Below are 19,288 nucleotides of genomic sequence, written 5' to 3' on the forward strand. Positions count from 1 at the left end.
CTTTTTCAATCCATGTGATGAAAAAGTGGCTGAATAATATCAAAAATTGGCAGAAAATTACTCGAATGTTAAAAGATATAGCTAAAAAATCTAACAAATGATGTCTTGATCTCGTGTTTGATTTGCTACTGAGTTTTTAAAATCAATGGTTTAGTGTGATTTTGGAAGGGAGGTATGGATATTCTAGGATGTGATTTGGATCACGAAGCAAATAGATACTCGTGATCCATTAATAAGGCTGATAGTTATGAAACAGCGATCAATTATCCTGCGTATTCAAACAGTTCACACACTGAATCAAACAGTTGCTTAGTGGTAACCGATAACGTTGGGGTAATGAAGATAGTATCATCACCTGCGACTACGCCCAGTATACCTTCCGACTTACCTAGTGAGTCTAATAAACGAGCAATCAGCTGCGCCGCACCAGGACCTGTGTGTATCACCACCAATGCATTGTTGTGGTCAATATCTAGTACTAATTCTCGTAAAGAGCTAGAAACGGTCGGAACACCTAGCTCAGCAGGAAGACAGTAAACCATCTCCATTTTTGCGTTACGAGTTCGAACGGCACCAAACTTGGTTAACATACGCGAGACTTTAGACTGGTTGATGCTTTCAAAACCTTCGTGTTTTAGGGCATCCACAATTTCGCCTTGTGAGCCAAAACGTTCTTCTTTTAGTAAGGCTTTAAATGCACGAACTAAGTTGTCTTGCTTTTCTGTATTGCGCATATGTCATTCTTATTCATTAACAAAGATGTTTGCATATTCTCGCATACATATTCAATTTTAGCCAAAACATCCCTGTAATTTGTTAGTCATATCACTGTAAATATTTAATAGAATAATGTGTTATTTGCGACGACTTATTTTGTTATTTCAGTCGATTATCGCCATAATGCGAACTTGCTGTGTAGCACGGTTTTATTGACTTGCGCGAAGTCGCAAAGCTAGCGTTAATTGATTGTAATCACTTTGTGATTAATATAGTTTTTTAACTTAGATTTAGCTCAAGAATTACCCTACAAAGAATCTATAAGAGAAAGCTCTCAAGGAGAATAACAATGAAAGTAGCTGTTATTGGTGCCGCTGGTGGCATCGGTCAAGCCCTAGCCCTACTACTTAAGAACCGCCTACCTGCTGGTTCAGATCTTGCACTTTACGACATCGCTCCGGTAACACCGGGTGTTGCTGCCGATCTTAGCCATATCCCAACGCCTGTTTCGATCAAAGGTTACGCGGGTGAAGATCCAACACCAGCACTAGAAGGTGCGGATGTTGTACTTATTTCAGCGGGTGTTGCTCGTAAGCCTGGTATGGATCGTGCGGATCTTTTCAATGTGAACGCTGGCATTGTTAAGTCTCTTGCAGAGAAAATCGCAGTTACTTGTCCGACTGCTTGTGTTGGTATCATTACTAACCCAGTAAACACAACAGTGCCAATCGCGGCTGAAGTACTGAAGAAAGCGGGCGTTTACGACAAGCGTCGTCTATTCGGTATTACGACTCTTGATGTGATTCGTTCTGAAACGTTCGTTGCTGAACTAAAAGACAAAGATCCAGGCGACATCCGTGTTCCTGTTATCGGTGGTCACTCAGGCGTAACGATTCTTCCTCTACTTTCTCAAGTTGAAGGCGTAGAGTTCACTGATGAAGAAATTGCAGCGCTAACGACTCGCATCCAAAATGCAGGTACTGAAGTAGTAGAAGCTAAAGCTGGCGGCGGCAGTGCGACACTGTCTATGGGTCAAGCGGCTTGTCGTTTCGGTCTTGCACTAGTTAAAGCACTTCAAGGTGAAGAAAACGTGATTGAATGTGCATACGTTGAAGGTGAAGGCGAGCACGCTCCATTCTTCGCACAGCCAGTTAAACTAGGCAAAGAGGGCGCTGAAGCGATCCTTAGCTACGGTGAGCTAAGTGACTTCGAACGTAACGCTTTAGATAGCATGCTTGAAACGCTAAATGGTGACATCGAGATTGGTGTTGAATTCGCTAAATAAGCGAAACGCTATTTAACTCAGACTTAAGCTAATTAATAAGGGCCGGTCATTATGATCGGCTTTTTTGATCCTGAAGTTCAAGCTACTCGTATTTAGCTTTACAATTAATGTGAAGGTAAATGTTATGGCTACTGTTCAGAAGGGTATGAATGTCGAATATTTGGGGCACTTAGGAAAAGTATTGGTAATTGATGAGCAAGAGCAGTACGCGCTAGTAGAGACTTACAACGGGCAAGAGCAGTACGCGGTGCCAATGGAAGAGCTTGAAGAGATTGAAGCACAACTGCCGTTATCATTAGAAGCCAGTCGATATTGAATTTGGCTCACCTACAAATATTTGTTGAAAACCAAAAAAAAGAGCCCTGAGGCTCTTTTTGTTATTTATATAGAAGCTAGAAGCTAGAAGCTAGAAGCGAGTTGTCTATTAACCTGCTTACTTACTGCGTTTAACAGCTAAGTGTGCGAGCGTGGTTAGCGCTTGCTTATATTCAGAGTCAGGAAGTACAGAAAGCTCAGCGATGGCTTTATCGGCCTCTTCGTAGGCTTTATTTGTTGTGTACTCTAAAGAGCCTGTCTCTTTCATTACAGCCATAATGTCGTCAAGACGTTCCATGCCGTTCGCTTTCTCAATCGCTTCACGAATCATGCTTGCTTGTTCAGGAGAGCCATTATGCATTGCGTAAAGTAGAGGAAGCGTTGGTTTGCCTTCGGCAAGATCGTCACCAACGTTTTTACCCATCTCTTTACCATCTGCAGTGTAATCCATCACATCGTCAATCAGTTGGAATGCGGTGCCTAGGTATTTACCATAGTTCTGCATTGCTGTTTCGATCTCTGGTGATGACTCAGTAAGAATCGCGCCGATTTGGGTCGCAGCTTCGAACAAACGAGCAGTCTTAGAGTAGATCACCTGCATGTAGCTTTCTTCTGTGGTGTCTGGGTTATTGCAGTTCATTAATTGTTGAACTTCACCCTCGGCAATCACGTTTACCGCTTCACTCATTAACTCAAGGATCTTTAAGGATCCTAGCGTTGTCATCATTTGGAATGAGCGTGTGTAGATAAAGTCACCCACCAAAACGCTAGCGGCATTACCAAAAGCGGCATTGGCCGTCGCTTTACCACGTCTCATGTCCGATTCGTCGACAACGTCGTCATGAAGCAGGGTTGCGGTGTGAATAAACTCGATAAAGGCTGCAGAGGTGATATGAGCTTCACCTTGGTAACCAAGTGCGCGGGCAGATAAAAGAGCAAGCAAAGGGCGTAGGCGCTTTCCACCACCGCTAACGATATAAAAACCAAGCTGGTTGATTAAACTTACGTCAGAATTAAGTTGGGCTTGAATTGTTTCATTCACTTTTGCCATATCATTGGCAGTAAGCGTTTGGATAGCTTTAAAATCCATTGTTCATCCGGCTGAAGTTAGACCCTGTAAGGCTTATACGTTGTATTCAATTGTTGAATAATACACTAAAAAACGTTGATTAATACATCGCTAAAGGGCATGATTGCCACACTTTTCTTTGGCGAACAGGTTTTCGCCAATTTTTTAAAAATATGGCTTGTCATAGCGCCATGATTCCCGTAGAATCTGCGCCCTATTGATTAGTTTAGCGCACACCCGAGTTGTACAATTGACAACCATAGGCTGTGCGGAAAAAGCGGAGTAAAATATGTACGCTGTTTTCCAATCTGGTGGCAAACAACACCGAGTAAGCGAAGGTCAAACACTTCGTTTAGAGAAATTAGACGTTGAAACTGGTGCAACTGTTGAATTTGATAAAGTTCTTCTTGTTGCTAACGGCGAAGAAATCGCTGTTGGTGCACCTCTTGTTGAAGGTGGCAAGGTTACTGCAGAAGTAGTACAACACGGTCGTGGCGATAAAGTAAAAATCGTTAAGTTCCGTCGTCGTAAGCACTCGCGTAAGCAAGCTGGTCACCGTCAGTGGTTCACTGAAGTGAAAATCACTGGCATTAACGCTTAAGTATTAGGAGAGTTTAACAATGGCACATAAAAAAGCTGGCGGTTCTACTAATAACGGCCGCGATTCAGAAAGCAAACGTCTTGGTGTTAAGCGTTTTGGTGGTGAATCTGTTCTTGCAGGTAACATCATCGTTCGTCAACGTGGTACTAAGTTCCACGCTGGCACAAACGTTGGCATCGGTAAAGACCACACTCTTTTCGCTCTTACTGAAGGTAAAGTGAAATTTGCTGTTAAAGGTCCTAAAAACCGTAAGTTTGTAAGCATCGAAGCTGAGTAATTTAATCTTTAACTAGATTATTTTATTAGCTTTCAAGCTGAATTCAAAAGCCCTGCCGATTCGGCAGGGTTTTTTATTTATAGCAAGAATAAAAAAGCAGACGCTCTTGTTTTGGTTTTGAGAAGCCGTTTTATTTTTTGATAAACAGATTAGTTTTTAAGAAGCCGTTTGTTTTTAAGAAATAAGAAGCAAAGAACCTCTCCTTATTTGTTCCTTGGTTGCAGGTCGGCCTAGATCTTAGGTGATCGATCTAAACACGGATCTGCTAGAATTTATATCACTCCTTGATGAGTGGTAACGCAACGTAAGTGCGGAGTTAAAAAATGAAATTCGTTGATGAAGCGGTAGTAAAAATAGAAGCCGGTGATGGCGGTAATGGTACAGTTAGCTTTTGGCGCGAAAAATTCGTCGCTAAAGGTGGTCCTGATGGCGGCGACGGTGGTGACGGCGGTGATGTTTACATCCAAGCGGATGAGAACTTAAACACACTGATCGATTACCGTTTCCAACGTTTTTACAATGCAGAGCGTGGCGAGAATGGTCGCGGCGGTAACTGTACTGGTAAACGTGGTAAAGACATTACGCTGAAAGTACCAGTTGGTACGCGTGCAGTTGATATCCACACCAACGAAATCGTTGCTGAAGTTGCTGAACACGGCAAGAAAGTAATGGTTGGTAAAGGTGGTTGGCACGGTCTTGGTAACACGCGTTTTAAATCGTCTGTTAACCGCGCTCCTCGTCAAAAGACAATGGGTACTAAAGGCGAAGTTCGTGAACTGCGTTTAGAGCTTCTTCTATTAGCTGACGTTGGTATGCTTGGCCTACCAAACGCAGGTAAATCTACTTTTATTCGTTCAGTATCTGCTGCGAAACCAAAAGTGGCTGATTACCCGTTCACTACTTTGATCCCAAGCTTGGGTGTGGTAAGTGTTGTCCCTGAAAAGAGCTTCGTTGTTGCCGATATCCCAGGACTAATCGAAGGCGCAGCTGATGGCGCTGGCCTTGGTATCCGATTCCTTAAGCACCTTGAGCGTTGTCGTGTTCTTCTGCATATGATCGACATTATGCCGATCGATCAATCTGATCCTATTCAGAATGCACTAACGATCATCGATGAGCTTGAGCAATACAGTGAAAAAGTTTCACAAAAACCTCGCTGGTTAGTGTTCAATAAAGTTGACCTAATGCCAGAAGACGAAGCAGACGAAAAGATTCAAGAAATCATCGATGCTTTGGGCTGGGAAGGCGAGTACTTCAAGATCTCTGCTGTGAATAAAATCGGCACCAAAGATCTTTGCTTCAAACTAGGTGAGTTTATGGAAAACCTACCTCGTGAAGTTGTAGAAGTTGAAGAAGAAGAAAAAGTAGACTTTATGTGGGATGACTACCATAAAGATGCGATGAGCGGTAAGAATGTCGTTACTGAAGATGACGACGATTGGGACGATTGGGATGACGAAGAGGATGACGGCCATGTTATCTATGTTCGTGACTAATCCTCTTAGTTTCTCATAACGCATCGGTCGCTTCTTACGAGTACACTGATAGTTTTATTAAACCGCAATGAAAATTGCGGTTTTTTTGTATCTAAATCATGACGTCTTACTGTTTTTTATGCAAAATTTATCTTTAGATAATTAACGCCTATGGGAAGGAAATCATGGCATCAAAGCAAAGAGCGATCTCAAGACTCGTCGCTCAATCAGGACAAATGTTATTGGCGCACGGGGCAGAGAGCACACTGGTCGGCGATATCATGCGTCGCATCGGTATTGCTTGTGGGGTGAATGAGGTTGAAGTCGCACTGTCAGCCAATGCGCTTGTTGTAACTACCGTAATGGATGATCACTGTATTACCACTACTCGAAGTTGTGCTGATCGTGGCATTAACATGCAGGTTATCACCGACATTCAACGCATTTGCATCATGATGGAGAAGGGAATTCTCGATTATGATTTGGCGTATAAAAAGATTCAAAACATCAGCCCCGAGCGCTACAACCGTTGGTTAGTGGTTGTGATGATAGGGTTGTCGTGCGCCTCTTTTAGCCACCTTGCGGGCGGAGACTGGCAAGTCTTCATGATGACTTTTATTGCTTCAGCTTGCGGTATGATCGTCAGGCAAGAGATTGGGCACCGCCATTTCAATCCGCTATTAAACTTTGCTATCACAGCATTCGTTACCACGACCATTTCAGCTCAAGCCGTACTTTACAATATTGGCGGCCAACCCACGATCGTGATGGCTTCATCTGTATTAATGTTAGTACCTGGTTTTCCTCTGATTAACTCCGTCGCTGATATGCTTAAAGGCCATATTAATATGGGGTTAGCGCGCTTTACCATGGCCAGCTTATTAACTCTGGCGACGAGCTTGGGCATTGTCGCGGCGATGAGTCTATCAGATGTTTGGGGGTGGGCAAGCTAATGAGTATTTTCGAACTGTTTTTAGGTCTGCTCAACGATATGTTTTTCGCCGCTATTCCTGCGGTTGGGTTTGCATTGGTGTTTAACGTTCCGCAACGTGCTTTAATTTATTGTGCACTCGGTGGTTCTATCGGTCATGGTAGCCGGTATCTGATGATGCACTTTGGTATTCCAATCGAATGGGCGACGTTCTTCGCCGCAACCGTGGTTGGTATGATAGGGGTTCATTGGTCACATAAACTGTTAGCACATCCGAAGGTGTTTACGGTTGCAGCTCTAATTCCTATGGTGCCAGGTGTGTTCGCCTTCAAGGCGATGATTGCGATGGTGGAGATTAACAGGGCAGGCTACACGCCTGAGTTGTTGGCAATGTTGATGGAGAACTTTTTAAAATCGATGTTCATTATCGCAGGGTTGGCGGTTGGCTTAGCTGTGCCAGGGCTGTTATTCTATCGCCGTAGACCTATCGTTTAGCGTTAATTTTCTTTTTAGGGACAGGACTTTCGATTTATGATCATCAGCATGATAGCGGCAATGGCAAACAACCGTATAATTGGTAAAGACAATCAGATGCCTTGGCATTTACCTGCGGATTTTGCATGGTTTAAACGCTCGACTATGGGTAAACCAGTCGTGATGGGACGTAAGACCTACGATTCTATTGGACGCCCTTTGCCGGGTCGGTTGAATGTCGTAATCAGCCGTGATGAGAGTTTAAAGATTGAAGGTGTAACGACGGTAACTTCTATTGAACAGGCTCTAGAGCTACTCAGTGATGTTGAAGAGGTGATGATCATTGGTGGCGGCTCTATTTATGAGAGCTGCTTACCTAAAGCGGACAAGTTGTATCTGACTTACATCGATTTCGCCGTCGATGGAGATACACAATTTCCTGACTGGGGTGAAGGTTGGAAGCAGAGCTTTAACGAGAGCTATCAAGCTGACGAGAAAAACAAACACAACATGGAGTTTGTGATTCTCGAGCGTTAACTGTGGTTATCAATAGCTAGTCTCTGAAAAATGCTTGCGTTACCCTACCAAGGTAGCGCAAGTTTCTCGTATCTTTATAGCGCTTTCTGAGTGAAAAACTGTTTATCTTCCCAGCGAAGAATTGTCAATTCACCTCCCCAGACGCATCCAGTATCAAGTCCAATTACGTCTTTTCCGTTATAGCCTTCAAGCGCAGCCCAGTGTCCAAAAACAACGGTTTTATCGAGCTTTACGCGTTGCGGAAGGTCAAACCACGGCACTAATGGTTCATCGGTAATTTCATTCGGTGGTAGCTTACATGCCATGTCGAGACGGCCATCTTCAAAACAGAAACGCATTCTTGTCAGGCTATTGATTGCATAACGATAGCGCTCAATATCATGTAAACCCTGATGCCATAAATCAGGCGTGTTACTGTACATGTTTTTGATTAGCCATTGCCATTTATCGGACTTCAGCAAGGATACGATCTCTCGATTTTCAACACGTGCTCTTTCTAGATTCCACTGCGGTGAGATACCCGCATGGCACATCACGAACTCTGGGTGTTCTTGAAGCAAAGGCTGTTGTCTTAACCATTCGAGTAGCAGTTCACGATCTTCAGCATCAAGAATCGCTTGAGTCTTATCTTTTGGTTTCGCTGGAAATAGTCCTAAGGACACCGCCAGAAGATGTAAGTCGTGGTTGCCTAATACAACCTTAGCTGCGTCACCAAGGTTACGAATAAAGCGTAACGTCTCCAATGATTTAGGGCCTCGAGCAACTAAGTCTCCGGCGACCCATAAAGTATCTTGGTGTTTATCAAAGTTAATTTTTTCAAGTAGTCCTTGAAGTTCGTCGAAGCACCCTTGGATGTCTCCGACAATGTAATTCGACACAATAGTTTCCTGTAGATACGGATGTACGGCTAATTAAGAATATTAGGGATTGCGAGTCTGAATGGGTCAACTTCGGTAATAAAATCAATGCCCTTGTTATCGGTCATCACATAGTGACCTTGCATAACGCCAACAGGGGTTTCGATGACCGTACCACTTGTGTAGGTGTACTCGTCGTTGGCTTCAATCACGGGTTGTTGGCCAACTACACCATCACCCTCAATGGTGAGCTGCTTGCCGTTAGAGTCGGTAATTAACCAGCGGCGAGACATAAGTTGCACCGTTGTTTTACTTAGATTTTTGATGGTAATAATGTAGGCGAAGACATAACGATTCTTCGTTGGCTCAGATTGTTCTTCTATGTACTTAGAGTGAACCTGGCATTTGATACAAGGCGTAGATATATCCATATTCGCACCTTTTGTTGTTGATATACTTAATGTAATTAAAGTATTACATAAAAAAGGCTCCTAACCGAAGTGTAGGAGCCTTTTTTATTTATTTGTCAGCGTTATGACTGTCGTACAACCAGTTTGCCATGTCGACAAACTGCTCGAGCGTTAAGTTCTCAGGACGCATGCTTGGGTTGATACCTAGCTCTTCAAGCACTTCCTTATCGATTAAGCTCTTGTAGCAGTTACGAACTGTTTTACGACGTTGGTTAAAGCCTTCACGACATACGCGATCTAGCCATTTCAGATCTTTTGCCGGATAAGGCAGCACTTCGTATGGCTGTAGGCGCACGACTGCTGAGTCTACTTTCGGTGGCGGAACGAAGGCCGTTGGTGGAACTTCTAACACAGGCGTTACTTTACAGTAGTATTGAGCCATTACAGTAAGACGACCGTAAGCTTTACTGCCAGGGCCAGCAGCTAGACGGTTAACCACTTCTTTTTGAAGCATAAAGTGCATGTCTTGCACGTCTTTATGGAATTCAAAAAGGTGGAACATCAATGGTGTAGAGATGTTATATGGCAAGTTACCAAAGATGCGTAGCTTATTGTTTGGCTTAACCAGTTCTTGGAAATCGAACTTCATCGCATCGCCTTCACGGATCGTTAGCTTGTCCGCAAGATCTGGATGGTTACGAAGACGTTCTGCAAGGTCTCTATCCAATTCGATAACAGTAAATTTATCGACAAGCTTACCCACAGGCTCAGTAATTGCGCCTAGACCAGGACCGATCTCTACCAAGTTTTGACCTGGTAGTGGGTTAATACTCGATACGATGCCATCAATAATGTATGGATCGTTAAGGAAGTTTTGACCAAAACGTTTACGCGCTTTGTGCCCTAAGTGGACATCATTTCTCATTGCTTTTTCTCTACTAATTCAATGGCGTGCGTGAGCGCTGTTCTAAAGCTCCCTGTATCGGCTTGGCCTTTCCCTGCCAAGTCTAAGGCGGTACCGTGGTCGACTGATGTGCGAATAAACGGTAAGCCAAGCGTGATGTTCACTGAGCGACCAAACCCTTTGTATTTCAATACCGGGAGTACTTGGTCGTGATACATACCTAAAACAGCATCTGCATCTTGCAAATATTTTTCATTAAAGATGGTGTCTGCTGGCAATGGGCCAACTAAATTGATGCCATCTTTTTGGTGAATTTTTTCTAGCGTCGGGGTGATAGTTTCAATCTCTTCACGCCCTAAACAACCATCTTCACCAGCATGTGGATTCAAGCCACACACATAGATAGTTGGTTTCTCAATAGCAAATTTTTCAACCAAGTCTTTATTTAGAATAGCAATAATTTGCTCTAATCTGTCTTCGGTCACAGCTTGAGATACATAAGCTAGTGGGATGTGCGTTGTTACTAGCGCAACACGCAGCCCTTCAGTTGCCAACATCATCACCACCAGTGGTGTATTGGACTTCTCTGCAAAGAACTCGGTATGGCCGCTAAAAGCAACGCCAGCTCGGTTAATTACACCCTTGTGAACGGGGCCGGTGACAATAGCATCAAATTCATCATTCATACAGCCAATTGCTGCGGTTTCTAAAGTATTTAATACGTAATGACCATTAGCCTCATTGAGTTGACCTGCAACTGCCGTTTCAGCAAGTGGAACGTGTTTCACTACCAGTGTGCCAGCGCGTTGCGGTTGCTTAGCTGCATTTGCATCGTAGTCCAGAAGATCGACTTCGATACCAAGAATTTTAGCTCGCTCGGATAGCAGTGTTTTATCAGCACAAACCACGAGTTGATGAGGCCAACTTTCTTGAGATAGAGCCAAAGTTAAATCTGGGCCTATCCCTGCTGGTTCACCTGCGGTTATGACAATACGTTTAGTTGTTGTCATCTTGGTCGTCCTCAACCATCTCAACAAAGGCACTTGCTCTTACTTCTTGTAGCCAAGCACCAGCTTCTTCGTTGAATTTACGGTTAAATAGAATTTGGTAAGCTTTGTTTTTCAAAGCTGAATCGGTACGGTCGACTTCGCGACGGTCTAGTACTTCAACAATGTGCCAACCGTGTACGGTTTTGAATGGCGCACTGATTTTGCCTTCTGGTAGCGTTTCTACTTGGTGTTTGAATTCTGGTACATACAAATCTGGTGTTTGGTAGCCTAGCTCACCATCTTGTACTGCAGAACCTGGATCTTGGCTGTATTGCTGTGCAAGGTCGCCAAAGCTCGCTTCACCTGCGTTTACGCGGCGCGTGATCTTTTCAAGTTGTTCTTTCGCGCCATCGTCACTCAAGATTACGGTTGGCTTAATCAAGATATGACGAGCATTCACTTCCGTTACTGCTACGGTTTCTAAGCCTTTCACATCTTCAATTTTTAGAATGTGGAAACCTACACCGCTACGGAAAGGACCGATGATGCTGCCTTTATTTTGCATTTTGATCTGGTCAGCAAAAATGGTTGGCATCTCTTCTTTACGCATCCAACCCCAATCACCACCTTGCAGCGCTTTAGGACCCTTAGAGTAAGTATATGCCATGGTGCTGAAATCTTTGCCTGAGTTCAGTTCTTCAACCAGTTCAGTAGCTTGAGCTTCTAACTCTTCTTTGGTTTGGTCATCATTAAAGCGCAGTTGAATGTGGCCAATTTTATATTGAACGGTCGCGTTAGTCTCTTGCGCTAAGATATCTGCTAGGTTATCAACTTCCGCAGGAAGAATATTGATACGGCGACGAACTAAGGCGTTACGAGCTTCACTTGCTGCAATCTCTTTTCTTACTTGCTCTCGAAATGCATTGTAGCTAAGGCCTTCTTCAGCAACCGATGCGGTAAGTTGTTCTACCGTTTGGTTGTTGTCTTTAGCGATACCTTCAATTGCTTGATCAAGTCGAGCATCATCAATACGAACACCGATACGTTCTGCTTCTTGAGTTTGAATAGTATCGATGATCAGTTTTTCTAGTACTTGCTCATTGAGCACATCTTGCGATGGCAGTGTTTGACCGCTTTTTTTTGCGTTGGCACGCAGTGTCTTCATCGAGGCATCGATGTCGCTTTGTAAGATAACGCCTTCGTTAACGATAACTTTTACGCTGTCTAGCTCGACTGGCGCTGCAAAGCTTGTTGATAAAGTACAAGTCGCTGCGATAGCAATTAATGTGCGTTTCCACAATGTCATGTGTAATCCTTTAAATTTACTGATTTCTTATCAGTAAAGAAAATTAGTTGTTTAAGAAGAATGGGCGACCGTAGCTCAATGAGTTATCAGAACTGCTATCCCCAACAGCGCCTGAATCAGAGCCTAAGTTAGTACCAAAGCCGATAATACCGAAATTCACACCAAAGTTATTTTCATATTCAGGCGTGACATTTGGATCACTAATGTTATTTGTCAGCTGGTTACTATACGTAAAGCCGATGTACCAACAATCCGATCTATAGTTTAAACGAGCTAACCACTCTAGATCTTCTTGTGTGGTTAAGTCATAGAAATATTGAGCACTGGTGCTCCATTTCGGTGAAATTTGGTAGGAACCAAGTAAACCCGCTTGCGAAATACCATCTCTTGTTATGGATGATACGTCAAAATCTACAGTTTCATTTATGTATTCTTCTGTAACATAGCGATAGTTGGTTTGTATGTAACCACCAGCAAAGCGGTATTCAAGTGTACTATTCGCTAATTGCATCGAAGATGAGTCAATATCGTATTGCACGCCACCATGGTAGAACAGGTAGTCATCATAGTTGAAGTCCATTTCTATAGCCCAAGACGAATAATTAGTTTTGTTATCAGAGTCGTCGTTGTCTAAAGTCTGTTTTGTATCTTTATCGATATAAAAAATCTGACCAAAAGAAATATTCAAACGCTCTTTATACTCATCATCGAAGAAACGAGATGATGCACCATAACTAATTTGATTCGCAGATGCGATACGATCAACACCGCTATATTTACGGCTTCTAAATAGACCATAGTAATCGGTCTGCAGTAGTGTCGTATCGTAAAGACCAATGTCACTTTGATCTTCTTCTGGTACGTAAAGATACTGAACTTGAGGTTCGAGTGTTTGAGTGTAATTGCCCACAATTTTTGTATCACGTTCAAGAACGATACCTGCGTGGCTTCTAAACTCTGGAATAACTCGGCTTACCGATTCTTCTAAGCCTTCATAATCAGAACCCGCACCTGTATCAACGCCGTCAAGGTCTTGTTGATAGTAAGTACCAAGTAGTCGAGCTTCTGTTGTCCAAGTACCCCAAGTGTTACCTACTGGGATTGTAATACCAGGTTCAACGTGAACACGAGTGGCTGATGGTTTGCCTGATGCGTCGGTATCGAACATTGATATATGACTGATTAAGTCAAAATCTAGGTAATCCATTACCTCTGGAGCATAGTAATTGTACTCGAGTTGTGGCATTAGACGATAAGGCAAGTTATTGCTGGTGGTAAGAACTTGGAAGTCTCGAACAAGTACAGACGCATCCCAATTTTGAGAACGGTATGTTGCTTGCCCTTCTTGAAGCAGTTGTCCATCTTCACGGTTACCGATATTTGAGCTCATGTCCGAAAAGTAGTCAATATCACTGACTTTAGAGTAATCAATTTCGAATAACCAAGATTGTTGGAATATTCCTGAATGTTCTAGTTGGAAACCCCAACGATCGCCTAGATCAGTGTACTTTTGATCGTCTGGTAAATATTCAGACTCGATACTACCGGAACCAAAATCGCTTAAATATCTGAATTTACTGTTGAGTTGAGTGCCACGCTCTTGCATGTACTTGAAGGTAGTTTCCAAATCGTAGTCTGGTGCTAAGTTCCAATAAACAGGAATTTCAGCTTCAAAACCATCGCTTGAACCATACGAAACTGTTGGGTACAAGAAACCGGTTTTACGTGTATCACCCACCGGTACTGTTAAGTAAGGTAAGTAAAAGACGGGAACACTTTGGATTTCAAAACGTGGATTATAAAAAGTGGCTTGTTCTTCGTCTTGGTCGACACTGATGCTCGATGCTCTTAGACGCCAAGCATTATCGCCGATAGGGCAAGAGGTAATGGAGCCATCTTCAATCTCATAAACCGCTTTACCTGTTTTTGCTATATAAACAGCATCTCCGCGACCGGGCTCGCAAAGGAATTCGTAATCGGTGTTCTCAAGCGTCATTTCATCTGTAGTCAGATTATTGGTCGCTCTGTCTGAGATAGATTTGATTTGACCATCACTAAAGTTTACGTTGCCTTCAGCTACAACGATATTTTCTTGTTGGTGCAGGGTTACGTTATCGGCAAGGATGGTCTTGTTCCCTTGCGTAACGACTACGTCACCTGAATATATTGCTTTGTCACCATTGATAGCTTCTAGGCGATCTGACTCAACGTGAGCGGGTAGCTGTGTCTCGTTTTCTGCAGCGGGCTCGATCAAGCATTGATCTATAGAGGGCATTTCCTGCACACTACTATCGGTGATTGTTTCAGCTTGAGTTGTCGACACGTATAACGCCGTACTTATAGACGCGGCTAACAAGGAGCGGGAAAAAGATTGCATGAAGTTGAACTATCCTGTGTCACTAGATGAAGGGTTGATCTAGTATCAATCCAATTAATAAAGCATTTTCCTTATGATAAAGGAAATAATAGCATTCAGCATCATCAGACAGCATTACTCAGATAAAATTCATAGATAGAGAACACATAATGCAAATATTTGGCAAAATTTTGGGCGCGTTTTTTGGCTTTTTATTTGGAGGGCCACTCGGTTTAGTTTTTGGTCTGTTTTTAGGACACCAATTCGATAAAGCTCGCGGATTGAACCAATCAGGCTTCAATAGCTCTGGTTTTGGTCGAGGTCCAAGCCAAGCAGAAAGACAGAACGAGTTTTTTAAATCCGCTTTTGCGGTTATGGGGCACGTTGCTAAAGCGAAAGGGCAGGTAACGCCAGAAGAGATTCAACTCGCTTCTACCATGATGGAGCGTATGAACCTGCATGGCGAACAGCGTAAAGCAGCGCAAGATGCATTCCGTGACGGCAAAGAGAGCGACTTCCCTCTGAACGACGTACTTGAGCGAGTTAAAATCTCATCGGGTGGTCGTTTTGATCTTCTGCAGTTCTTTCTAGAGCTTCAGGTATCTGCCGCATTTGCGGATGGAAGTTTGCACCCGAGTGAACGTCAAGTTCTGCATAAAATAGCGCAAGGGCTTGGGTTTTCGGCAGCACAACTAGAACGCCGCTTGCAGATGCAAGAAGCTGCGTTCCGTTTCCAACAGCAAGGTGGAAGCTTTGGTGGCCATCAGGGTCATGGGCAATCATCAGGTTGGCAACAGGCTTCGCAACAGAACCAACTTGGCGACGCATATAAGGTTCTTGGTGTGAGTGAAAGTGCTGACGGTAAAGAGGTGAAGAAAGCCTACCGCAAGCTGATGAATGAACATCACCCAGATAAACTGATGGCGAAGGGCTTACCGCCTGAGATGATGAATGTTGCGAAAGAGAAATCGCAAGAAATTCAGAATGCTTATGACCTGATAAAGAAAGTAAAAGGTTTTAAGTAATTGAACACTAAACCGAGTAATAACAAAGTTACTCGGTTTTTTATTAAAGGGAATTATATGACGGTAACGTATCAGGATGTTCTAGAGTTTTGGTTCGATGAGTTGACGCCTAAAGATTGGTTTACTGGCGGCGCCGAGATTGACACTTTGATAGAGTCTCGATTTTCTGAATTGCATAAAGCAGCCATTCAAGGCGAGCTATTTGAGTGGCGCCAAACTGCGCAAGGACGATTGGCTGAGATTATCGTACTTGATCAGTTTTCTCGAAATATTGGTAGAAAAAGTCCGACAGCATTTTCTGCTGATCCGATGGCGTTGGCTCTAGCCCAAGAGGCGGTAGCGGGTGGTTTTGATCACCAGCTTAACGAGCAACAGAAAAGCTTCCTGTATATGCCTTATATGCACAGTGAATCTTTGTTAGTCCATGAACAAGCCGTGGAACTCTTTTCTCAAACGGGATTAGAGCATAATCTGGACTTTGAGTTTAAGCACAAGGTTATCATTGAGCGATTTGGTCGCTATCCGCACCGTAATGAGGTGTTAGGGCGAGCTTCGACTCCCGAAGAGATTGAGTTCTTGCAGCAACCGAGCTCAAGCTTTTAATTGTAGAAATACGGTCAAAGAATTGAGAAGAGGCTAGAGGTTAATAAAAACCTCTCGCCTCTTTTTTACTTTAGTGATCAACTTTAGCCTTAGAGCTAGTTTGCTTGGTTGAGCGACCAATCGTATTCATAACTGATGTTTTGAGTATTGGTTACTGCTTCAATTCGATATTGTTCTAAGTGCTGAATAAGCTGTTTCTTCGTACCAAAATCCACAGCAAACCATTCGTAAATCGATGATAGTTGAAGCTTATTGTTTGTAACCATCACGCCTTTGTCACTGCTTACAAACTCAGTTGCAGCTTGCTCTAGCAAGGCTTCAGTATTTTTAGAGGTAAAAGCGTCAGGTTGTAAGTTAGGGCAACCTAGGCTGGCACAGTTCACTGCATAATGCGTGCGAGGATCTTGCCAAATTGGTCTTAGGATTCGGTGTTCAATGTCATTGAGTGTCAGTGATTTCCCATTAACGACTACCACATCATCTCCCCACGGACCGAAACTAAATAGTCCGCCAAGTTTAGTTATGGATTTGATCGGGTAGGCATCAAGAATCAAATCGACAGTCACGGCGTTATATAGATTAACCCAGTAGGCATACTGCTCCGCTTTTGAATAGTTGAGCGGATTCACCTGTTCGAGTTGCTTGATGTATTGCTTAAGTTTGGTCTTATCGGCAGTGTTCACCGCTTTATAGCTAACTAACGTATTTTGCCCCTGTTTAACCAAGTAGCTATCGAGGAATTGCTGCCAATCTTGATGAGATACCTGTTCTAGGTTGGTTTCGTCGCTTTGCTTCCAGTATGGCCAAAGATCGGATTTAGGCGCAGACCAAGCTAAGGTTGAGAAAAGTAGGCTGACAATAAAAAGTAGTTGTTTCATGGCATTCTCCTGATGACTGACTACTAAGACCTTAAGGCTTACCATTTTCTTTCATTGCTCTTCATTTAAATAAACATATGAAGTTAAGTTAAAAGCTTAGCCAAATAAAAAAGGTTGGCACTTGGCCAACCTTTAGATTTATTCAGAAACGTCTCATTATTTTAGGAAGCTAGGAATCTTAGCTTCAAACTCTGAGATCTTATCGGCATGTTGAAGTGTAAGGCCGATATTATCTAAACCATTCAGTAAGCAGTGACGACGGAACTCATCAATTTCAAACGAGTACTCTTTGCCGTTCGCGCTGACTTTCATTGCTTCTAGATCAACCGTAATTTCTGCACCTTCATTCGCTTCAACGAATTGGAATAGCTCATCCACTTCTTGCTCAGTCAATCGAACTGGCACCATTTGGTTGTTGATCGAGTTACCGTAGAAAATGTCGGCAAAGCTTGGTGCGATCATTACTTGGATACCGTAATCGGCAAGCGCCCACGGTGCGTGTTCACGAGATGAACCACAACCGAAGTTTTCACGAGCTAAAAGAATTGAAGCGCCTTGGTAGCGAGCTTCGTTCATTACAAAATCAGGGTTTGGCTGTTGGCCTGCATCGTCTAGGAAGCGCCAATCGTGGAACAAGTGCTTACCAAAACCGATGCGGTTTACTTTCTGTAGAAACTGCTTTGGAATGATCGCATCAGTATCGATGTTGGCCGTATCTAGAGGAACGACTAATCCGGTGTGTTGTTGAAAACCTGACATGTTAAATCCTCTAATTAAAGTTCACGAATATCGACAAAGTGACCAGCGATAGCCGCTGCGGCTGCCATTGCTGGGCTAACTAGGTGCGTACGACCATCACGGCCTTGGCGACCTTCAAAGTTACGGTTTGATGTAGAAGCACAGCGCTCTTGTGGACCTAGACGGTCGTTGTTCATCGCAAGACACATAGAGCAACCCGGTAAACGCCATTCAAAGCCTGCTTCGATGAAGATCTTATCTAGGCCTTCAGCCTCAGCTTGTGCTTTAACTTGCTCTGAACCCGGAACGATAAGCGCTTGCACATGTTTTGCAACTTGGCGACCTTTCGCTACTGCTGCTGCTGCACGCATGTCTTCGATACGAGAGTTAGTACAAGAACCCACGAACACTTTATCTACGTTGTAATCAGATAGAGATTTACCGGCTTCAAGACCCATGTAAGCCAGCGCTTTTTCAGCTGATGCTTTTTCTACAGGGTCTGCGAAGCTTTCTGGTGCAGGGATTGGTGTGTCTACTGAGATAACCTGACCTGGGTTGGTACCCCAAGTGACTTGTGGTTTGATGTCTGCCGCTTCTAATGTAACAACTGCATCGAATTCTGCATCAGCATCGGTTTTTAACGTATCCCAGTATTCGATTGCTGCTTCTAGGTCTTCGCCTTCTGGAGAGAACTTACGACCTTTGATGTACTCGTATGTCGTTGCATCTGGAGCGATTAAGCCTGCTTTAGCGCCAAGCTCGATTGCCATGTTACATACTGTCATACGACCTTCCATCGTAAGGTCGGTAATTGCCTCACCACAGAATTCAACTACGTAGCCAGTACCGCCAGCAGCCGTTGTTTTACCGATGATCGCTAGCACGATGTCTTTTGCAGTGATGCCAGGAGTAACCTTGCCTTTTACTTCGATCTTCATGGTTTTAGCGCGAGCTTGTTTTAGCGTTTGCGTAGCTAGAACGTGTTCCACTTCTGAAGTACCGATACCAAATGCTAGTGAACCAAATGCACCGTGTGTAGCCGTGTGCGAGTCACCACATACGATGGTCATGCCCGGTAGCGTAATACCTAGCTCAGGACCCATTACGTGCACAATACCTTGGTATTTGTGGTTTAGATCGTAAAGCGTGACACCAAACTCTTCACAGTTCTTCGATAGCGTTTCCATTTGGATACGAGCCATCTCACCAGAAGCGTTGATGTCTTTAGTTTGTGTCGATACGTTGTGATCCATGGTCGCGAAAGTCTTGCCAACTTGGCGAACTTTGCGGCCTTTCTCACGCAAGCCATCAAATGCTTGAGGTGACGTTACTTCGTGAACTAAGTGACGATCGATATAAAGAATTGGTGTTTCGCCCTTCGCTGCAACCGCAACGTGAGCGTCATAAACTTTTTCGTATAAGGTTTTTGCGTGCTGGTTTGTCGACATAGCTTTTCTTCCTTGGGAGCATCAGTCCCAGTGTTTGTTTCGAGCCAAGTCATGCGGTTTACGCTGACTTGGCTTGATATTATTCTTATGTAC

General features: G+C 43.6%; 21 protein-coding genes. 10 read left to right on the forward strand and 11 right to left on the reverse strand.

Annotated features, from left to right (window positions below):
* Positions 1–263: 263 nt before the first annotated feature.
* A complete protein-coding gene (gene argR / locus AB4512_RS05865; protein WP_004740827.1) occupies positions 264–734 on the reverse strand; it encodes a transcriptional regulator ArgR in 471 nt (156 codons plus the stop codon).
* 332 nt (positions 735–1,066) lie between these two features.
* On the opposite strand from argR, the gene mdh reads away from it, so the two are divergent.
* Positions 1,067–2,002 (forward strand): malate dehydrogenase, encoded by a 936-nt coding sequence (gene mdh / locus AB4512_RS05870; RefSeq protein ID WP_009847834.1) that lies wholly within the window; start codon positions 1,067–1,069, stop codon positions 2,000–2,002.
* 124 nt (positions 2,003–2,126) lie between these two features.
* Positions 2,127–2,318, forward strand: a complete 192-nt coding sequence (locus tag AB4512_RS05875) for a hypothetical protein (RefSeq protein WP_017068805.1) — start codon at positions 2,127–2,129, stop codon at positions 2,316–2,318.
* Between the two features lie 117 nt (positions 2,319–2,435).
* On the opposite strand, the gene ispB is transcribed toward AB4512_RS05875, so the two are convergent.
* Positions 2,436–3,407: an octaprenyl diphosphate synthase gene (ispB, locus tag AB4512_RS05880; protein WP_017061376.1), complete on the reverse strand. Its 972-nt coding sequence runs from the start codon at positions 3,405–3,407 to the stop codon at positions 2,436–2,438.
* A 268-nt stretch (positions 3,408–3,675) separates the two neighbouring features.
* Here ispB and rplU point away from each other — a divergent pair, with 268 nt between their 5' ends.
* The 6 genes from rplU to folA all read left to right on the forward strand — a co-directional run bounded on the left by rplU (position 3,676) and on the right by folA (position 7,681).
* Positions 3,676–3,987, forward strand: coding sequence for a 50S ribosomal protein L21 (rplU, locus tag AB4512_RS05885; protein WP_004740823.1), 312 nt, complete (start codon positions 3,676–3,678; stop codon positions 3,985–3,987).
* Positions 3,988–4,006: 19 nt separating this feature from the next.
* Entirely contained in the window at positions 4,007–4,264 is a 258-nt protein-coding gene (gene rpmA / locus AB4512_RS05890) for a 50S ribosomal protein L27 (protein ID WP_004735905.1), read from the forward strand.
* A 323-nt stretch (positions 4,265–4,587) separates the two neighbouring features.
* Positions 4,588–5,760: an Obg family GTPase CgtA gene (gene cgtA / locus AB4512_RS05895; protein WP_017061377.1), complete on the forward strand. Its 1,173-nt coding sequence runs from the start codon at positions 4,588–4,590 to the stop codon at positions 5,758–5,760.
* A gap of 164 nt (positions 5,761–5,924) precedes the next feature.
* A complete protein-coding gene (locus tag AB4512_RS05900) occupies positions 5,925–6,692 on the forward strand; it encodes a threonine/serine exporter ThrE family protein (RefSeq protein WP_017061378.1) in 768 nt (255 codons plus the stop codon).
* Entirely contained in the window at positions 6,692–7,165 is a 474-nt protein-coding gene (locus tag AB4512_RS05905) for a threonine/serine exporter family protein (RefSeq protein WP_017062945.1), read from the forward strand. Before AB4512_RS05900 ends, AB4512_RS05905 begins: the two co-directional genes overlap by 1 nt.
* Positions 7,166–7,201: 36 nt before the next feature.
* Positions 7,202–7,681, forward strand: a complete 480-nt coding sequence (gene folA / locus AB4512_RS05910) for a type 3 dihydrofolate reductase (protein ID WP_017062944.1) — start codon at positions 7,202–7,204, stop codon at positions 7,679–7,681.
* A gap of 74 nt (positions 7,682–7,755) precedes the next feature.
* Here the strand turns inward: folA and AB4512_RS05915 are convergent, their stop codons facing one another.
* From AB4512_RS05915 to lptD, 6 genes are all read right to left on the reverse strand, one after another.
* Positions 7,756–8,559: a symmetrical bis(5'-nucleosyl)-tetraphosphatase gene (locus tag AB4512_RS05915; protein ID WP_372174614.1), complete on the reverse strand. Its 804-nt coding sequence runs from the start codon at positions 8,557–8,559 to the stop codon at positions 7,756–7,758.
* Between the two features lie 29 nt (positions 8,560–8,588).
* Positions 8,589–8,969 carry a Co2+/Mg2+ efflux protein ApaG gene (gene apaG / locus AB4512_RS05920; RefSeq protein ID WP_004735899.1) on the reverse strand — a complete coding sequence of 127 codons (381 nt, stop codon included), beginning with the start codon at positions 8,967–8,969 and terminating at the stop codon, positions 8,589–8,591.
* An 88-nt stretch (positions 8,970–9,057) separates the two neighbouring features.
* A complete protein-coding gene (gene rsmA / locus AB4512_RS05925; protein ID WP_017062942.1) occupies positions 9,058–9,873 on the reverse strand; it encodes a 16S rRNA (adenine(1518)-N(6)/adenine(1519)-N(6))-dimethyltransferase RsmA in 816 nt (271 codons plus the stop codon).
* Positions 9,870–10,862, reverse strand: coding sequence for a 4-hydroxythreonine-4-phosphate dehydrogenase PdxA (pdxA, locus tag AB4512_RS05930; protein ID WP_372174615.1), 993 nt, complete (start codon positions 10,860–10,862; stop codon positions 9,870–9,872). Before pdxA ends, rsmA begins: the two co-directional genes overlap by 4 nt.
* Complete coding sequence (surA, locus tag AB4512_RS05935; protein WP_136979300.1) at positions 10,849–12,147, reverse strand: peptidylprolyl isomerase SurA; 1,299 nt, start codon at positions 12,145–12,147, stop codon at positions 10,849–10,851. Before surA ends, pdxA begins: the two co-directional genes overlap by 14 nt.
* Positions 12,148–12,190: 43 nt before the next feature.
* Positions 12,191–14,524, reverse strand: a complete 2,334-nt coding sequence (lptD, locus tag AB4512_RS05940; RefSeq protein ID WP_229647480.1) for an LPS assembly protein LptD — start codon at positions 14,522–14,524, stop codon at positions 12,191–12,193.
* Positions 14,525–14,673: 149 nt separating this feature from the next.
* Here lptD and djlA point away from each other — a divergent pair, with 149 nt between their 5' ends.
* Both djlA and AB4512_RS05950 read left to right on the forward strand, forming a co-directional pair.
* Positions 14,674–15,528: a co-chaperone DjlA gene (djlA, locus tag AB4512_RS05945; RefSeq protein WP_017061385.1), complete on the forward strand. Its 855-nt coding sequence runs from the start codon at positions 14,674–14,676 to the stop codon at positions 15,526–15,528.
* 57 nt (positions 15,529–15,585) lie between these two features.
* Positions 15,586–16,131 carry a DUF924 family protein gene (locus AB4512_RS05950; RefSeq protein WP_017066942.1) on the forward strand — a complete coding sequence of 182 codons (546 nt, stop codon included), beginning with the start codon at positions 15,586–15,588 and terminating at the stop codon, positions 16,129–16,131.
* A 95-nt stretch (positions 16,132–16,226) separates the two neighbouring features.
* On the opposite strand, the gene AB4512_RS05955 is transcribed toward AB4512_RS05950, so the two are convergent.
* From AB4512_RS05955 to leuC, 3 genes are all read right to left on the reverse strand, one after another.
* Positions 16,227–17,009, reverse strand: coding sequence for a DUF547 domain-containing protein (locus AB4512_RS05955; protein ID WP_017061387.1), 783 nt, complete (start codon positions 17,007–17,009; stop codon positions 16,227–16,229).
* A gap of 156 nt (positions 17,010–17,165) precedes the next feature.
* Complete coding sequence (gene leuD, locus AB4512_RS05960; RefSeq protein WP_017062937.1) at positions 17,166–17,768, reverse strand: 3-isopropylmalate dehydratase small subunit; 603 nt, start codon at positions 17,766–17,768, stop codon at positions 17,166–17,168.
* A gap of 14 nt (positions 17,769–17,782) precedes the next feature.
* Positions 17,783–19,195 (reverse strand): 3-isopropylmalate dehydratase large subunit, encoded by a 1,413-nt coding sequence (gene leuC / locus AB4512_RS05965; RefSeq protein ID WP_017062936.1) that lies wholly within the window; start codon positions 19,193–19,195, stop codon positions 17,783–17,785.
* Positions 19,196–19,288 lie beyond the last annotated feature (93 nt).

Origin of the sequence: Vibrio sp. 10N.222.52.B7, from assembly GCF_041474275.1 — a bacterium.
GTDB classification, from domain to species: Bacteria; Pseudomonadota; Gammaproteobacteria; order Enterobacterales; family Vibrionaceae; genus Vibrio; species Vibrio crassostreae_C.

Coding starts and splice junctions, on each gene's coding strand:
- AB4512_RS05950 (WP_017066942.1), top strand. CDS start 15,586: ATGACGGTAACGTATCAGGATGTTCTAGAGTTTTGGTTCGATGAGTTG.
- rplU (WP_004740823.1), top strand. CDS start 3,676: ATGTACGCTGTTTTCCAATCTGGTGGCAAACAACACCGAGTAAGCGAA.
- rsmA (WP_017062942.1), bottom strand. CDS start 9,873: ATGAGAAATGATGTCCACTTAGGGCACAAAGCGCGTAAACGTTTTGGT.
- rpmA (WP_004735905.1), top strand. CDS start 4,007: ATGGCACATAAAAAAGCTGGCGGTTCTACTAATAACGGCCGCGATTCA.
- apaG (WP_004735899.1), bottom strand. CDS start 8,969: ATGGATATATCTACGCCTTGTATCAAATGCCAGGTTCACTCTAAGTAC.
- leuC (WP_017062936.1), bottom strand. CDS start 19,195: ATGTCGACAAACCAGCACGCAAAAACCTTATACGAAAAAGTTTATGAC.
- lptD (WP_229647480.1), bottom strand. CDS start 14,524: ATGCAATCTTTTTCCCGCTCCTTGTTAGCCGCGTCTATAAGTACGGCG.
- leuD (WP_017062937.1), bottom strand. CDS start 17,768: ATGTCAGGTTTTCAACAACACACCGGATTAGTCGTTCCTCTAGATACG.
- AB4512_RS05905 (WP_017062945.1), top strand. CDS start 6,692: ATGAGTATTTTCGAACTGTTTTTAGGTCTGCTCAACGATATGTTTTTC.
- cgtA (WP_017061377.1), top strand. CDS start 4,588: ATGAAATTCGTTGATGAAGCGGTAGTAAAAATAGAAGCCGGTGATGGC.
- argR (WP_004740827.1), bottom strand. CDS start 734: ATGCGCAATACAGAAAAGCAAGACAACTTAGTTCGTGCATTTAAAGCC.
- surA (WP_136979300.1), bottom strand. CDS start 12,147: ATGACATTGTGGAAACGCACATTAATTGCTATCGCAGCGACTTGTACT.
- AB4512_RS05900 (WP_017061378.1), top strand. CDS start 5,925: ATGGCATCAAAGCAAAGAGCGATCTCAAGACTCGTCGCTCAATCAGGA.
- pdxA (WP_372174615.1), bottom strand. CDS start 10,862: ATGACAACAACTAAACGTATTGTCATAACCGCAGGTGAACCAGCAGGG.
- AB4512_RS05955 (WP_017061387.1), bottom strand. CDS start 17,009: ATGAAACAACTACTTTTTATTGTCAGCCTACTTTTCTCAACCTTAGCT.
- folA (WP_017062944.1), top strand. CDS start 7,202: ATGATCATCAGCATGATAGCGGCAATGGCAAACAACCGTATAATTGGT.
- djlA (WP_017061385.1), top strand. CDS start 14,674: ATGCAAATATTTGGCAAAATTTTGGGCGCGTTTTTTGGCTTTTTATTT.
- AB4512_RS05875 (WP_017068805.1), top strand. CDS start 2,127: ATGGCTACTGTTCAGAAGGGTATGAATGTCGAATATTTGGGGCACTTA.
- ispB (WP_017061376.1), bottom strand. CDS start 3,407: ATGGATTTTAAAGCTATCCAAACGCTTACTGCCAATGATATGGCAAAA.
- mdh (WP_009847834.1), top strand. CDS start 1,067: ATGAAAGTAGCTGTTATTGGTGCCGCTGGTGGCATCGGTCAAGCCCTA.